Below are 14,175 nucleotides of genomic sequence, written 5' to 3' on the forward strand. Positions count from 1 at the left end.
CCTACGCCTTCCGCACCCACCTCCACCATCCCTCAACACGACCGGAATCGTCCCGCCGAGGGCGGCGGGTCGGCGGTGTGCCCGAGACGGAGCCGTTCGTCGCCGGGCCGACCACACCTGTTCGGGTGTTGGTATGTACATGACTATCCCGCGCCACCAGACTGTGCGCGACCACCCCCTCACCGAGGAGTCGGCCCATGCCTCCACGCACCGTCCGGCAACGTTGTCGCACCGTCCTGACCGCTCTGGCAGCCCTGGCCTTCGTCGTGTGCGGCGCACCGCACGCCACGGCCGCCGACACCTGGAGCGAGGCCGGCTCCGACCGCGCCGACCCGCTCACCGAGAGCCAGGGTCTGGCCTCCGTCGAGGTCCCGGCCGGCAGCGCCAACCGCTACACCGGCATCGGCACCATCCCGCTCGGCGTGTCCGCGCGCGGCTGGAACCACGTGGGCGACCCCGACGCCGCCTACGACGGGCACTACGTCGAGCCGTACCAGCGGGACTCGGGCGGCGCCAAGATGTTCCGGGTGCAGGCGCCGGGCGGCGGCTGGTCGGAGTACGTCCACGCGCTCAGCCCCGGCGAGGCCCTGAACAACTCCTGGGTGGCGATCTCCCCGGACGGCCAGTGGATGCTGTCGGGGGAGTGGGGCACCATGACCCGGCTGCTGGTCTTCCCCACCCCCGGCGTCAACCCTGCCACCTCGCCCTCGGCGAACCTCCCGCAGGCCGCCACCGTCCGGCTCGACCGCGCCGTCCGTGACGTCCAGGGCTGCGACTTCGTCACCGCCACGCGGCTGCTGTGCTCCTCCGACGATCCCGACGGCACGCTGTTCGGCATGACCAAGCCGCTGCTGCAGATCGACCTGTCCGCCGCGCCGAACGGCTCCGCCGATGTCACCGGCCAGGTCACCGCCCTGCGCCAACTGCCCCTGCGCAGCGCCTGCTCCGGCGCGTTCGAGGCCGAGGGGATCGACTACGACCGCCGCACCGGCACCCTGCGCGTCATCGTCGTCTCGCCCGGCTTCTGTGTCCTGACCGACAGCAAGACCTACCGGCTGACTCGGGGCTGAGCCCGCGCGCGTCCGGCCCGGCCGTCGGTGGCCCGCACCGGCGGCCGGTGCTTTTCTTGGGTGTGGGGGTGCGGGATCGCGGGGAACCCGCACTCCCGCAGCGCGGTGACGACAAGGAGCGATCACATGCACCAGCACATGGACAACGAGCAACCGCACCCGCACTCGGTCTCCCTGGAGATCAGTGACTGCACCAAGGAGGACGCCCGGATCGTCTTCGACACGCTGTGCCAGTGCTTCGACTCCGACCGCTGCTCCGAGGACGTCCCCGAGCAGTTCTCGGAGGTCCGTCCCATGGTGTGGCTCGGTACCTTCGACGTCGCGGACACCCGTGAGGCCGCCGCGCGCCCGGCCCGGCTGCACGGCCAGGTCACCGCGGACGTCCAGGGCGGCTACTGGGCGATCGACCGCTTCCGCAAGACCCTGGACGACCTGTTCACGGTGCAAGACCTCTCCCATGCCTCGGGCGACCAGGAGCGGGAGCTGCACGTGCGGCTGGAGAGCAGGTGAACACCGACAGGCATACCGAGAGGTGACCAGGCCTGGGTGATACGGGCCACCTCGTTGTGCAACTAGTTGCATAAAGGCTCGCGGGTCCTCTACAACGGTGCTCACCGACACCGCGCACGGAGGGCCCGATGAGCCGTTACCCCCACCTGCTGAGCCCGCTCGACCTGGGCTTCACCACGCTGCCCAACCGCGTCCTGATGGGCTCGATGCACGTCGGCCTGGAGGAGGCCGAGCGGGGCTTCGAGCGCATGGCGGCCTTCTACGCCGAACGCGCCCGCGGCGGAGTGGGGCTCATCGTCACCGGCGGCATCGCCCCCAACGACGAGGGACGGCCCTACGAGGGCGGCGCCAAGCTCACCACCGACGCCGAGGCGGAACAGCACCGGCAGGTCACCGAGGCCGTGCACCGCGAGGGCGGCAGGATCGCACTGCAGATCCTGCACTTCGGCCGCTACGCCTACCACAGTGACCTGGTCGCCCCGAGCCCGCTGCAGGCCCCGATCAGCCCGTTCCCGCCCCGAGAGCTGAGCGACGCCGACATCGAGCGCACCATCGACGACTACGCCCGCACGGCTCGCCTGGCGCAGCAGGCCGGCTACGACGGCGTGGAGATCATGGGCTCCGAGGGCTACCTCATCAACGAGTTCATCGCCGCCCAGACCAACCAGCGCACCGACCGCTGGGGCGGCTCCTACGAGAACCGCATGCGCTTCCCCGTCGAGATCGTGCGCCGGGTGCGCGAGGCGGTCGGTGAGGACTTCATCGTCATCTACCGGCTCTCCATGCTGGACCTCGTCCCCGGCGGCTCCACCCTCGACGAGGTGATCACCCTGGCCAAGGCCGTCGAGACCGCCGGAGCCACGATCATCAACACCGGCATCGGCTGGCACGAGGCCCGCATCCCGACCATCGCCACCTCCGTGCCGCGCGGCGCCTACACCTTCGTCACCAAGAAGCTCATGGGCGAGGTGTCGATCCCGCTCATCACCACCAACCGCATCAACACCCCCGAACTCGCCGAGCAGCTGCTCGCCGACGGCGTCGCCGACATGGTCTCCATGGCCCGCCCGATGCTCGCCGACGCGGAGTTCGTGAAGAAGGCCGCCGAGGACCGCGCCGAGGCCATCAACACCTGCATCGGCTGCAACCAGGCCTGCCTCGACCACACCTTCAGCGGGCAGATCACCTCCTGCCTGGTCAACCCGCGTGCCTGCCACGAGACCGAGCTGGTGCTCGCCCCGACCCGGCTGAAGAAGCGGGTCGCGGTCGTCGGCGCCGGCCCGGCCGGCCTGGCCTGCGCGGTCTCCGCCGCCGAACGCGGCCACGCGGTCACCCTGTTCGACGCCGCGAGCGAGATCGGCGGCCAGCTCAACGTCGCCCGCCAGGTCCCCGGCAAGCAGGAGTTCGACGAGACGCTGCGCTACTTCCGCCACCAGCTCGACGCCCACGGTGTGGACGTACGCCTCGGCACCTGGGTCGGCGCGGACGACCTGGCCGACTTCGACGAGGTCGTCGTCGCCACCGGCGTCACCCCGCGCACCCCGGACATCCCCGGCGTCGACCACCCCAGTGTCGTCGGCTACCTCGACGTGCTCCAGGGCGGCGCCGCCGTCGGCGACCGGGTCGCGATCCTCGGCGCGGGCGGCATCGGCTTCGACGTCGCCGAGTACCTCACCGACAGCGGCGACAAGGCGAACGAGGACCCGGCGACGTACTTCCGCCACTGGGGCGTCGACCTGGACTACCGGGCGCCCGGCGGCCTCGCCGCGCCCGAGCGGCCGGCGCCGCCCCGCCAGGTCCACCTGCTCCAGCGCAAGACCACCAAGGTGGGCGCCGGCCTCGGCAAGACCACCGGCTGGATCCACCGCACCGAGCTCAAGCACCGCGGCGTCACCATGGTCCCAGGCGTGGCCTACGACCGCATCGACGACGCCGGGCTGCACCTGACCGTCGACGGCGAGAGCACGGTTCTCCCGGTCGACACCATCGTGCTGTGCACCGGCCAGGAGCCGCGCCGGGACCTGTACGACGCGCTGGTCGCGGCGGGCCGCACGGCACACCTGATCGGCGGCGCCGACGTGGCCGCCGAACTGGACGCCAAGCGCGCCATCAAGCAGGGCACGGAGCTCGCCGCCGCCCTGTAGGCGCGCGGCGCGTCCCTAGGATGACCCCATGTCCCTGCCGCACGCGATCCTCACCGCCCTGCTGGAGAAGCCGTCCTCCGGTCTTGAGCTGACCCGCCGCTTCGACAAGTCGATCGGCTACTTCTGGTCCGCCACCCACCAGCAGATCTACCGCGAGCTGGGACGCCTGGAGGCCGAGGGGTACATCCGCGCGCTGCCGAGCGAGGTGCCGGCCCGCGGGCAGAAGAAGGCCTACGAGGTCCTGCCCGCGGGCCGCGCCGAGCTGGAGCGCTGGACGGCCGCGGCGCAGGACCCCAAACCCCTGCGGGACACCCTGCTGCTGCGGCTGCGCGCCGCCGCCATGGTCGGCACCGCCGGCCTGCAGGCCGATCTGCGGCGCCATCTGGAGCTGCACGAGCGGCAGTTGGCGGAGTATCTGGAGATCGAGCAGCGCGACTTCCCGCCCGGCAAGGACAGCGCTCAGGACCGGTTGCGGCACCTCGTGCTGCGGGCCGGGATCGACCTGGAGACCTTCTGGACCCGGTGGCTCACGCACGCCCTGGCGGAGGTCGCCGCACTGCCCGGGGAGGGACTCACAGACGGTGCGGCTTCGAGCGACGGCGCAGGAACCACGCCGCCCCGATGACACCGCCGCCCACCAGGGCCGCGCCCACACCCATCGTGACCGGGCCGTAGTCCCGGACGGCGCCGCCGAAGCCGCCCATCACACCGCGCGACGGCGACGGCGACGCGGTGCTGGAGAGAGTCGGCGCGGACGGCGCGGAGACGATCACCGACTGGGTGCCGGCGGTGGTGTTGTTCGCGCACATCACGATCACCGTGTACGTGCCGGGGGAGACGCCGGACCAGGCGGCGGACTGGCTCACGCCGGTGCCCGACAGCGCGACCTGACGGCCCTGGGCGAAGTTCGCCTGGGAACTGTTGAGCAGCGCCGCCGTGCCCCAGCTGCCGTTGATCTGGGAGCAGGCGCTGGTCACCACGGACACGGTCGTCCCCGTCGTGCTCACGGAGATCCCCGAACCCCGGGCGGCGGCCGGTCCCGCGGCGGTCAGGGCGAGCGGCAGCGCGGCGGCGGCAGCCACGGTCAGGCCGTGACGTCTGAAGAGAGCGGAGTTGCGCATCGGGATCTCCTCCGGCGGCACGGTTGGCGGTACATCCCTTGCGCCGCCGAGGATCGGGAACGCCCGTGCTGCCTCAGACGCAGCCAACGCGCCCCCGTGCGCACGCGCATGCGGGCCTGACCCGGGCAGGTGACGGATTCCCACCGACGGCCCAGGCCGCCCGCCGGTCACCGTCCCGCGCGGGGCGTGCCGGCGCGGTGCCGCGTCACCGCCCCGCGCGGGGCGTGCCGGCGCGGTCCCCCGTCACCGTCCCGTGCAGGGTGTGCCGGTGCGGTCCCCCGTCACCGTCCCGTGCAGGGTGTGCCGGTGCGGTCCCCCGTCACCGTCCCGTGCAGGGTGTGCCGGTGCGGTCCCGCGTCACCGTTCCGCGCCCGTCGTCACCGTCCGCTCCGGCGACCAGCCGCCCCAGGTGCCGTCCGGCAGCCGGGCCCGCAGCCGCACCCGGTGGCTGACCCCGGCCGCGTTCCCGGCGTAGAAGCTGTAGCTCGCCCGGTCCCGCGGCGCCTGCCCGCCCCACACCACCGAGGTCGCCGTCCGGCCGTCGAGCTGCACCTGGTACTCGGTGACCGTCCCGTCGGTGCGCGGCACGTCCCAGGACAGGTCCAGGTAGTACGCGCCGTCCGCCTCGTGGCTCGCGGCCCGGAAGGCGCCGGGCGCGGTGGCCCGGCCGTCGTTCCCGCCGGGGGCCGTGGTGAGGACGAGCGGTCCGGCGGCGGGGGAGAGGTTGTCGGCCGCGTCCCGGGCCCGCACGGTGAAGGAGTACCGGGTGCCGGGCCGCAGACCGGTGACGACGGTCGCCGTCTGGGTCCCGCCCACGCTGTGGATCTTCACACCGCCCTGGTAGACGTCGTACGACACCACCTTCCGGTCGTCACGGGCGGCCGTCCAGGACAGCTGGACCGCTGTGCTCCCGGCGTCGCGGCCGGTGAGCCGGCCGGGCCGGCCCGGTGCCGAGCGGTCCGCGGCCGTCGCGGCCGGTGTCGTCGCGGTGACCTCACGGCTGGGCGGACCGAGCCGTCCGGCCCGGTCGCGGGCGCGCACCGAGAAGACGTACGTCGTGGACGGGCGCAGCCGGGTGACGTCCACCATGTGCTCGCCGGCCGGCACCCGCGCCACCCTGGCCCGGTCCCGGTACACCTCGTACTCGCGCACTCCGCCTGCGGCCCGCACGGCGTTCCACATCACATGGACGCTGGTCGCGCTGCCGGCGGTCGCCGTGACCCCGCCCGGCGCCCCCGGCAGCGCCCCGCTCTCCGTGTCGTCCGCGCCGGCCCACCCGCAGGACGCGACCAGCAGCAGGACCACCGCGTACAGCACCACGCGTCGCACGACGTGCCTCCCGGGTCGCGGAAACGCCGTCCACCGGTCCGACGGAAATGGTCCGGACCAATACTCACCCACTATGGGGTCGGTGACGCGCTCACATCAAGAAGGAAGACGCGGTGTGCGGCCGGCCGGACCATCGGACGTTGGTCCGGTGCGAAGGCTTACGTATGCTGAGGCTCCGAGCGGCCGAACTCTCCTGGAGGGCTGGGGAGTTCGGCCGCGGGCGCGGACCGCTGTCGTCGCTGTTGCCGCGCCGGACGCGGGCGGCCGGAAGGCCGGAGCCGAGACACGCTCGGCCCTCCGGCCGCCTGGCGGACCGTCAGATCCCGTGTACCGTACGGGGTTTCGCCGGGACCGGGGCCGCACCGGCGGCCCCGCGCTTCTCACACCTTCCGGTAGTCGTACGCCTCCCGGGCCGCCGTCTCCACCGCCTCCAGATCGGCGCCCGTCGCGGCCGTGACCACCGCCGCGACCGCGCCCTCCACGAACGGCGCGTCCACCAGGCGGGCCCCATCCGGCAGTTCGTCCCCCTCGGCGAGCAGCGCCTTCACCGTCAGGACGGCGCTGCCGAGGTCCGTGAGCAGGGCGACCCCGGCGCCGCGATCGACCGAGGCGGCCGCCGCCGCGATCAGCTCGGCGCTCGTGCCGAGACCCCCGCCCTCGGTGCCGCCCGCCGGGGCCACGGGCACCGCCGCACCGCCGCCGGACAGCGCCTTCGCCAGCCTGGCCACCGACTCCGCCACATCGGCGCTGTGGGACACCAGCACGATCCCGACCAGCTTGTCGTCACTCACCGTTGGCCTCCGCGAGAGCCGCGATCAGCAGGGCCGACGAGGTCGCCCCCGGGTCCTGGTGTCCGATGCTGCGTTCACCGAGATAGCTGGCCCGCCCCTTGCGGGCCTGCAGCGGCGTGGTGGCCTCGGCGCCCTGCGCGGCGGCCGTGCGTGCGGCGGCGAAGCCGTCGCCGAGCGCGTCGAGCGCCGGGACCAGCGCGTCGATCATGGTCTTGTCGCCGGGCGCGGCACCGCCCAGCGTCATGACCGCTTCCACTCCGGTCCGCAGGGCCTGCGCGAACTGCTCCTCGCTGACCTCGGCGGCGTCGCCGAGCGCCTTGCCGGTACGGCGCAGCAGGGTGCCGTACAGCGGCCCCGACGCCCCGCCGACCTTCGAGATCAGCTGCTTCGCCGCGAGCATCAGCACCGCGCCGGGCGTGTCGGGAGCCTCCTCCCGCAGCGCGGCCGTCACCGCGGTGAGCCCGCGCTGCATGTTGGTGCCGTGGTCGGCGTCCCCGATGGCCGAGTCGAGCGCGGTGAGGTGTTCGGCCTCGCGGTCCACGGACGCGGCGGCCACCGTCAGCCAGCGGCGGAAGAAGTCGGCGTCGAGCACGTGATCTCCTTGCGTGGTAGGGATGTCGCTCACCTGCGGATCACCGTGTCACATGCCCCAGCGCAGCCCCGGCGTGCTCACCGGAGCGTCCCACAGCCGCAGCAGCTCCTCGTCGATCTGGCACAGGGTCACCGAGGCGCCCGCCATGTCCAGCGAGGTCACGTAGTTGCCGACCAGGGTGCGGGCGACGGCGACACCCCGCTGGGCCAGCACCCGCTGCACCTCGGCGTTGAACCCGTACAGCTCCAGCAGCGGCGTCGCGCCCATGCCGTTGACCAGGACCAGGACCGGGCTGCTCGGGCTCATGTCCTCCAGGAGGGCGCCGACCGCGAAGTCCGCGATCTCCCCGGAGGTCATCATCGGCCGCCGCTCCCGGCCCGGCTCGCCGTGGATGCCGATGCCCAACTCCAGCTCACCGGAGGGCAGATCGAAGGTCGGGCTGCCCTTGGCCGGGGTGGTGCAGGCGCTCAGCGCCACGCCGAAGCTGCGCGCGTTCTCGTTGACCTGCCGGGCGATCGACTCCACCCGCTCCAGCGGCTGCCCCTCGTCGGCGGCGGCGCCGGCGATCTTCTCCACGAACAGCGTGGCCCCCGTGCCGCGCCGCCCGGCCGTGTACAGGCTGTCGGTCACCGCCACGTCATCGTTGACCAGTACCTTCGCGATCTGGATGCCCTCGTCCTCGGCCATTTCGGCCGCCATGTCGAAGTTGAGAACGTCGCCGGTGTAGTTCTTGACGATGAACAACACGCCCGCGCCGCTGTCCACGGCCGCCGCGGCGCGCAGCATCTGGTCGGGCACCGGTGAGGTGAACACCTCGCCGGGGCAGGCCGCCGACAGCATGCCGGGTCCGACGAACCCGCCGTGCAGCGGCTCGTGTCCGGAGCCGCCACCGGAGACCAGCCCGACCTTGCCGGCCACGGGCGCGTCCCGCCGTACGATCACCCGGTTCTCGACATCCACGGTCAGCTCGGGATGGGCGGCGGCGATCCCGCGCAGCGCATCGGCGACGACGGTCTCAGGGACGTTGATCAGCATCCTCATGGGTGCCTCCTGGTGGATTAGCAGGTGGGCCCTCGACTGTATTTTCCCAGGTCGCGCGGGCTTAGGCCAGTTGTCGATCTTGTGGAGGGGGTGGCTCGGGTCGGGCTCCGGCGGTGCCGGCGCCGGTTCGCTGCCTGCATCGGTGACGGCACGTCAGGTGCGGTGGTCGTCCTCGGCGGATCGGATTCACACTGATAACGGCAGTATCGACCTTGCGGCCGGGAAAGGTCACGTGGAGCGGCCCGCCCGCTCGGCCGCGCGTCAGCCCGAGATGCGGGCAGCGATGCCGTCGAGGAGGAAGTCGAGGCCGGTCCGGAAGGTCTCGTCGGCGTCCGGATGGGGGCCGTCGTGCACGACCGAGGCCAGCGCGGGGTACCGGCCGGTGGCGAAGGCCCGCCGCAGATAGGGCCCGAACGCGGCCTGCCACTGCCTCTTGTCCATCCCGGTGGCCCGCTCGGCACGCCGCTCGGTGATCTCCCGGCGCACCGCGCCGATCACATACGCATGGACCGCGGCGACCGCCGGTACGACGACGTCCAGGGCGACGCCGGCCATCGCGGCCAGCACGGCCTCCCCGCCGGCCAGCGTGTTCGGCCCGAGTTGGGGCCGCCCGCCGATCAGGTCGGCGAGCCATTCGTGCCGGTGGGCGGCCTGCCGGGTGGTCTCGGCGAGGGAGCGCAGCACCTCTCGCCAGTCGTCTCCGCTGGGCCGGATCTCGGCGTGGACCGCGTCGACCATCAGGTCGAGCAGCTCCTCCTTGGTGTCGATGTAGCCGTACAGCCGCATCGGCCCCACACCCAGGGCGGAGGCGACCTTGCGCAGCGACACCGCCTCCAGGCCGTTCGCGTCGGCCAGCGCGACCGCCGCTCGTACGATCCGCTCCCGGCTCAGCGGGGCCGGCACCGGTCGGTCCGGCGGCTCCGGTCGCTCCCACACCAACATGCCGCTGACAATACAACGCCGTGAGCGATACGGTGTATTGGACCGATACAGCGCATTGAGTATCGACCGATACAGCGCATTGGGGGCCCACCATGACCATCGCCATCGTCGGAGCCGGCCTGGGAGGCCTGCTCCTCGCCCGCGTACTGCACCTGAACGGCATCGACGCCGTGGTGTACGAGCGTGAAGCGTCGCGCGACGTGCGCGGGCAGGGCGGCATGCTCGATCTGCACTCCGGGACCGGTCAGCGGGCGATGCGCGAGGCCGGCCTGTACGACCGGTTCACCGCGATCGCCCGTCGGGCCGGCCAGGACCTGCGCCTTCTGGAGCCGGACGGCACCCTGCTGCTGCAGGAGGACACCCCCGACGACGCCCCGCTCGACCGGCCCGAGGTCGACCGGGCCGATCTGCGCAACCTGCTCCTGGACTCACTCCCGGAACACGCCGTGCGCTGGGGGTGCGCCTTCGAGTCCGCCGACAACGGCCTGCTGCGCTTCGCCGACGGCAGCAGCGCGGCGTACGGCCTGCTGGTCGGCGCCGACGGAGCGGGCTCCCGGGTCCGCGCCCTGCTCACCGACGCCCGGCCCGTGCACACCGGCCAGAACGCCGTCGAAATCGGCATTCCCGACATCGACCGCACCCACCCCGACCTCGCGGCGATGGTCGGGCGCGGCAACTACTGGGTGCTCGGCAACCGGCAGTCCCTGGCGGCGCAGCGCAACGGCGACGGCCGCGTACGCGTCTACCTCAGCTTCTACGACACCGGCGAGGACTGGTTCGCCACCAGCGGTATCCCGTTCGACGACCCCGCCTCCGCCCGGGCGCGGCTGATCGAGCTGTTCGCCGGCTGGGACGCACGGTTCACCGCACTGATCGCAGCGTGCGACGACACGGTCGTGCCGCGGTCGATCACCACTCTCCCGGTCGGCCTGACCTGGCCGTCCAGGCCGGACGTCACGCTGCTCGGCGACGCCGCGCACCTGATGCCGCCGGTGGGGCAGGGCGCCAACATGGCGCTGCTCGACGGCGCCGTGCTCGGCCGCGCGCTGGCCGCGCACCGGGACGACTTCGCCGTCGCCGTGAAGGAGTACGAACGCGAGATGTTCGAACGCACCAGCGCGGCCGGCCGGCAGTCCGCGCGGATCCAGGACATCCTGGCGTCGCCCGACGCGAGCCGGCAGATGCTCGCGTTCTTCCAGCCGGGCTAGGGTGACGCCCTTCGGGCGGCGCCGGCCCCCGGCGATAGGGAGGGCCCTGTGGCTGCGCGCCGGGGAGACATGGCTGCGTATCGAGGTGGGAGATCCGGCGACGGCCGGGCAATGAGACTCGGCGGCGCCGGTCACGGCGGCCCCGTGCCGCTGTAGGCTCCGATCCATGCGGATCTCCGTTTCCTCCGACATGGACGAACCCGTGGCCCGCGCCCTGGTCGCCGAGCTGGGCCGGCGGGGCCACGAGGTGGTGGCGTACGGGGCGCTGCGGCCCGGTGACGACCCGCAGTGGGCGGCGTGCTCGGAGGCGGCCGCCCGGGAGGTCGCCGAAGGCAGGGCCCAGCAGGCGGTCGTGTGCTGCTGGACCGGAACCGGCGCCTCCATCGCCGCGAACAAGGTGCCCGGTGTGCGGGCCGCCCTGTGCACCGACGCCGGCACGGCGGACGGCGCCCGCCGCTGGAACGACGCCAATGTGCTCGCCCTCAGCCTGCGCCTGACCTCCGAGCCGTTGCTGAAGGAGATCCTCGACGCGTGGTTCGCGGCCGAGGCCGGCGACGACCCCGAGGACCGCGAGAACCTGGCCCGCGTCGCCCGACTGGACGCCGCCCGGCACGTCTGACCACGGAGATCCCGGCCAACGGGACCGGGCTGTCAGGCCACCGAAGCCAGCGCCGTCACGCCCAGTGCCGCCAAGGCGATCACCTTCAGCAGCTCGCACGCGATGTACGCGAGGTGGGCCCGCGAGCGCGGCGCCTCCTCGCCGGCCAGGATCCGGTCGCTGCGCCGGTTGAGCACCGGGCGCACGGCCGCGAGCTGCACCACCAGCAGCACCACGGCGACCGCGGTGAGCACCGTGACGGCCGTCGTGGGCGACCCGGCCGCCACGGCCACGATCACGGTGACGGCCAGGACCGCCTCGGCGATGTTCAGGGCGCGGAAGACCAGACGGCCGATGCCGAGGCCGAGCGCGAGCGTCACGCCCGGTGCGCGGAACTTCAGCGGTGCTTCCAGGAACGAGATGGCCAGCACCATGCCCAGCCAGGTGAAGACGACCGCGCCCGTCACCGCGGCCGGTCCTGCGTTCATGTGAGGTCTCCGAGGGGTCTGCACGGCAAGGTACGCGCCCATCCATGTGGTGCGTACACATATCTCGGCCTTCGAGTGTGACCGATGTGCCCGCCGCACATGACCGCGGGGTCGGACCCGGGGCCGGCCCGGTGGGACCAGGACCAAAGTCCGAGCCCGGGCCCGGACCAGCGACGGCTGACGGGCGCCGGGTCGGTCCTTAGCGTGAGAGGCATGCCCGATTCCGCGCAGTTCGACCTCGACACCTACCTTCACCGGATCGGATGGCAGGGGGAACGCCGGCCCGACGCCGCGACCCTGCGTGGCGTGCACCTGGCCCACACCAGGTCCCTGCCGTTCGAGAACCTGGACGCCCTCGGCGGCATCGCCCCCTCCCTCGCCCCGGCCGACCTGACGGCGAAGCTGCTGAACAGCCGGCGCGGCGGTTACTGCTACGAGCACAACACGCTGCTCGCCCACGCGCTGGAGGCGCTCGGCTTCCGGGTGACCCGGCTGACCGCCCGGGTCCTGGTGGGCACCGACCGGCCCGAGAGCCGCCCACGCACCCATATGGCGCTGCTCGTCGAGGCCCCGGACGACCCGCAGCCGTACCTCGCCGACGTCGGGTTCGGCGCGCTCGGCGCGTTGCTGGAGGCCGTGCCGCTCACCACCGGCACCGAGTTCCACGACGCGGGCCGCCGCCACCGCCTGGTGCACGCGCCGCAGCGCGGGCCGCTGCCGATGTGGGTGCTGGAGGCCCACCGGCCCGAGAAGCCGGCGCAGGACGGCGCGGCCCCGGCCGAGGGCACCGACGACGCCTGGGAGGCGCAGTACGCCTTCACCGTCGAGCCGTTCGAGCAGCGCGACTTCGAGGTCATCAACTGGTACATCGCCACCCACCCGCGCTCACCGTTCAGCCGACGCGCCTACGCGCACCGGCTCACCGGCGACACGCATCTGCTCCTCGACGACCGTCTGCTCACCGAGACCCGGGCGGACGGCACCGTCACCGAGCGGGAGCTCGCGGACGAGGACGAGGTCCGCCGGGTACTGGACGAGAAGTTCGGCATCACCGTCCCGCCCGGCCTGACCCTGCTCGGCCGGCCCTGATCACCCCGCTCCCCGGGCCCGCCGTCGCCGTGCCATTACGACACAAAGCCTTGACAACGTACGCATACTCCCGCGACGTTGGGGCATGGTCGAGAAGTCTGCTTCCCGGCCGTCGGCGTCATGGGGGGATGGGGGAGCGATCGCATGCGATCCGTCAGCAACGCCGCGGAGAGCACGACCACGGACGAGCCGTCGAAGCGTTCCGTGGGCAGCCCGGGGGGAGGCGGCAGCGGTGCGGCGGACATCACCGTCCACAGAACGGGCGAGCTGACCCAGGCGCTGAGACAGGCCTGGCACCGGGCGATGGACGAGTCGCCCGAGTACGCCAACCCCTTCCTCGCACCGGAGTTCGCGATCGGCGTCGGCAGGTACCGGGGCGGGGCCCGGGTCGCCGTGCTGCACCAGGACGGGGAGCCTGTCGGCTTCTTCCCGTACGAGCGGGGCGCCTTGGGCGTCGGCCGGGCGATCGGGCTCGGCCTGTCCGACTGCCAGGCGCTGGTGCACCGGCCCGGAGTCACCTGGGACACCCAGGAACTGCTGCGGGTGTGCGGACTCGCGAGTTTCGAGTTCGACCACCTCGTCGCGGAGCAGAAGCCCTTCGAGCGCGCCGTCACCGGCACCTTCGCCTCCCCGGTGATCGACCTGGAGCACGGCGACGACAGCTACCCCGAGTGGCTGCGCGCCACCTACCCGGGGCATGCCAAGACCACGCTGAAGAAGGAGCGCCGGCTGGGCCGGGACGTCGGCGAGGTCCGGTTCGTGTTCGACGAACGCGATCCCGAGGTGCTGCGCACGCTCATGCGGTGGAAGTCCGCCCAGTACCGCCGGACGGGCCGTATGGACCGCTTCTCCCGGCCGTGGATCGTGGACCTGGTGGAGTATCTGTTCCAGGTCCGCGAGGCGTACTTCACCGGGGTGCTGTCCGTGCTGTACGCGGGGGACAGGCCGGTGGCGGTGCACTTCGGGCCGCGCTCGCGCACCGTGCTCGCGGCCTGGTTCACGGCGTACGACCCCGAGTTCCACCGCTACTCGCCGGGGCTGATGATGCACCTGCGGCTGGCCGAGGCGGCCCGTAAGGAGGGGGTGCGGCTGGTCGACTGGGGCCGCGGCGACAAGGAGTACAAGGACTGGCTCAAGACCCGGGACCTGTGGGTCGCCGAGGGGTTCGCCACCCGGGCGCATCCGGTGGGGGCCGCCCACCGGCTGGTGCGCAGGCCGGTGCGCGGGCTGCGCAACACGGTGCTCGCCCACC

General features: G+C 72.8%; 15 protein-coding genes. 8 read left to right on the plus strand and 7 right to left on the minus strand.

The window, feature by feature from the left end; genetic code table 11:
* Positions 1–197: 197 nt before the first annotated feature.
* From C3489_RS29795 to C3489_RS29810, 4 genes are all read left to right on the plus strand, one after another.
* Positions 198–1,070, plus strand: coding sequence for a hypothetical protein (locus C3489_RS29795; protein WP_103785191.1), 873 nt, complete (start codon positions 198–200; stop codon positions 1,068–1,070).
* A 138-nt stretch (positions 1,071–1,208) separates the two neighbouring features.
* Positions 1,209–1,580, plus strand: a complete 372-nt coding sequence (locus tag C3489_RS29800) for a hypothetical protein (RefSeq protein ID WP_103785206.1) — start codon at positions 1,209–1,211, stop codon at positions 1,578–1,580.
* A gap of 128 nt (positions 1,581–1,708) precedes the next feature.
* Entirely contained in the window at positions 1,709–3,724 is a 2,016-nt protein-coding gene (locus C3489_RS29805; protein WP_103785192.1) for an NADPH-dependent 2,4-dienoyl-CoA reductase, read from the plus strand.
* Between the two features lie 28 nt (positions 3,725–3,752).
* A complete protein-coding gene (locus tag C3489_RS29810) occupies positions 3,753–4,349 on the plus strand; it encodes a PadR family transcriptional regulator (RefSeq protein WP_103785193.1) in 597 nt (198 codons plus the stop codon).
* Here C3489_RS29810 and C3489_RS29815 read toward each other — a convergent pair.
* From C3489_RS29815 to C3489_RS29840, 6 genes are all read right to left on the minus strand, one after another.
* Positions 4,297–4,845 (minus strand): hypothetical protein, encoded by a 549-nt coding sequence (locus C3489_RS29815; protein ID WP_103785207.1) that lies wholly within the window; start codon positions 4,843–4,845, stop codon positions 4,297–4,299. The two genes, C3489_RS29810 and C3489_RS29815, sit on opposite strands and share 53 nt — an antisense overlap.
* A gap of 357 nt (positions 4,846–5,202) precedes the next feature.
* On the minus strand, positions 5,203–6,174 hold the full coding sequence (locus tag C3489_RS29820; protein WP_374936791.1) for a fibronectin type III domain-containing protein: 972 nt from the start codon (positions 6,172–6,174) through the stop codon (positions 5,203–5,205).
* A gap of 380 nt (positions 6,175–6,554) precedes the next feature.
* Positions 6,555–6,965, minus strand: coding sequence for a PTS-dependent dihydroxyacetone kinase phosphotransferase subunit DhaM (locus tag C3489_RS29825; protein WP_103785194.1), 411 nt, complete (start codon positions 6,963–6,965; stop codon positions 6,555–6,557).
* Positions 6,958–7,557 carry a dihydroxyacetone kinase subunit DhaL gene (gene dhaL / locus C3489_RS29830; protein WP_103785195.1) on the minus strand — a complete coding sequence of 200 codons (600 nt, stop codon included), beginning with the start codon at positions 7,555–7,557 and terminating at the stop codon, positions 6,958–6,960. Before dhaL ends, C3489_RS29825 begins: the two co-directional genes overlap by 8 nt.
* A gap of 48 nt (positions 7,558–7,605) precedes the next feature.
* Positions 7,606–8,598: a dihydroxyacetone kinase subunit DhaK gene (gene dhaK / locus C3489_RS29835; RefSeq protein ID WP_103785196.1), complete on the minus strand. Its 993-nt coding sequence runs from the start codon at positions 8,596–8,598 to the stop codon at positions 7,606–7,608.
* A gap of 261 nt (positions 8,599–8,859) precedes the next feature.
* Complete coding sequence (locus C3489_RS29840; protein ID WP_103785197.1) at positions 8,860–9,540, minus strand: TetR/AcrR family transcriptional regulator; 681 nt, start codon at positions 9,538–9,540, stop codon at positions 8,860–8,862.
* Between the two features lie 92 nt (positions 9,541–9,632).
* On the opposite strand from C3489_RS29840, the gene C3489_RS29845 reads away from it, so the two are divergent.
* Positions 9,633–10,748, plus strand: coding sequence for an NAD(P)/FAD-dependent oxidoreductase (locus tag C3489_RS29845; RefSeq protein WP_103785198.1), 1,116 nt, complete (start codon positions 9,633–9,635; stop codon positions 10,746–10,748).
* A 166-nt stretch (positions 10,749–10,914) separates the two neighbouring features.
* Positions 10,915–11,367 carry an RpiB/LacA/LacB family sugar-phosphate isomerase gene (locus C3489_RS29850; RefSeq protein ID WP_103785199.1) on the plus strand — a complete coding sequence of 151 codons (453 nt, stop codon included), beginning with the start codon at positions 10,915–10,917 and terminating at the stop codon, positions 11,365–11,367.
* Positions 11,368–11,399: 32 nt separating this feature from the next.
* Here the strand turns inward: C3489_RS29850 and C3489_RS29855 are convergent, their stop codons facing one another.
* Positions 11,400–11,834 carry a hypothetical protein gene (locus tag C3489_RS29855; RefSeq protein ID WP_103785200.1) on the minus strand — a complete coding sequence of 145 codons (435 nt, stop codon included), beginning with the start codon at positions 11,832–11,834 and terminating at the stop codon, positions 11,400–11,402.
* A gap of 213 nt (positions 11,835–12,047) precedes the next feature.
* On the opposite strand from C3489_RS29855, the gene C3489_RS29860 reads away from it, so the two are divergent.
* Positions 12,048–12,923 carry an arylamine N-acetyltransferase gene (locus C3489_RS29860; RefSeq protein ID WP_103785201.1) on the plus strand — a complete coding sequence of 292 codons (876 nt, stop codon included), beginning with the start codon at positions 12,048–12,050 and terminating at the stop codon, positions 12,921–12,923.
* A 144-nt stretch (positions 12,924–13,067) separates the two neighbouring features.
* Positions 13,068–14,175: GNAT family N-acetyltransferase (locus tag C3489_RS29865; RefSeq protein WP_103785202.1), on the plus strand; the 1,108-nt coding region annotated here is incomplete at its 3' end.

It is taken from the genome of Streptomyces sp. Ru71 (assembly GCF_002920535.1).
In the GTDB taxonomy this organism is placed as follows: domain Bacteria; phylum Actinomycetota; class Actinomycetes; order Streptomycetales; family Streptomycetaceae; genus Streptomyces.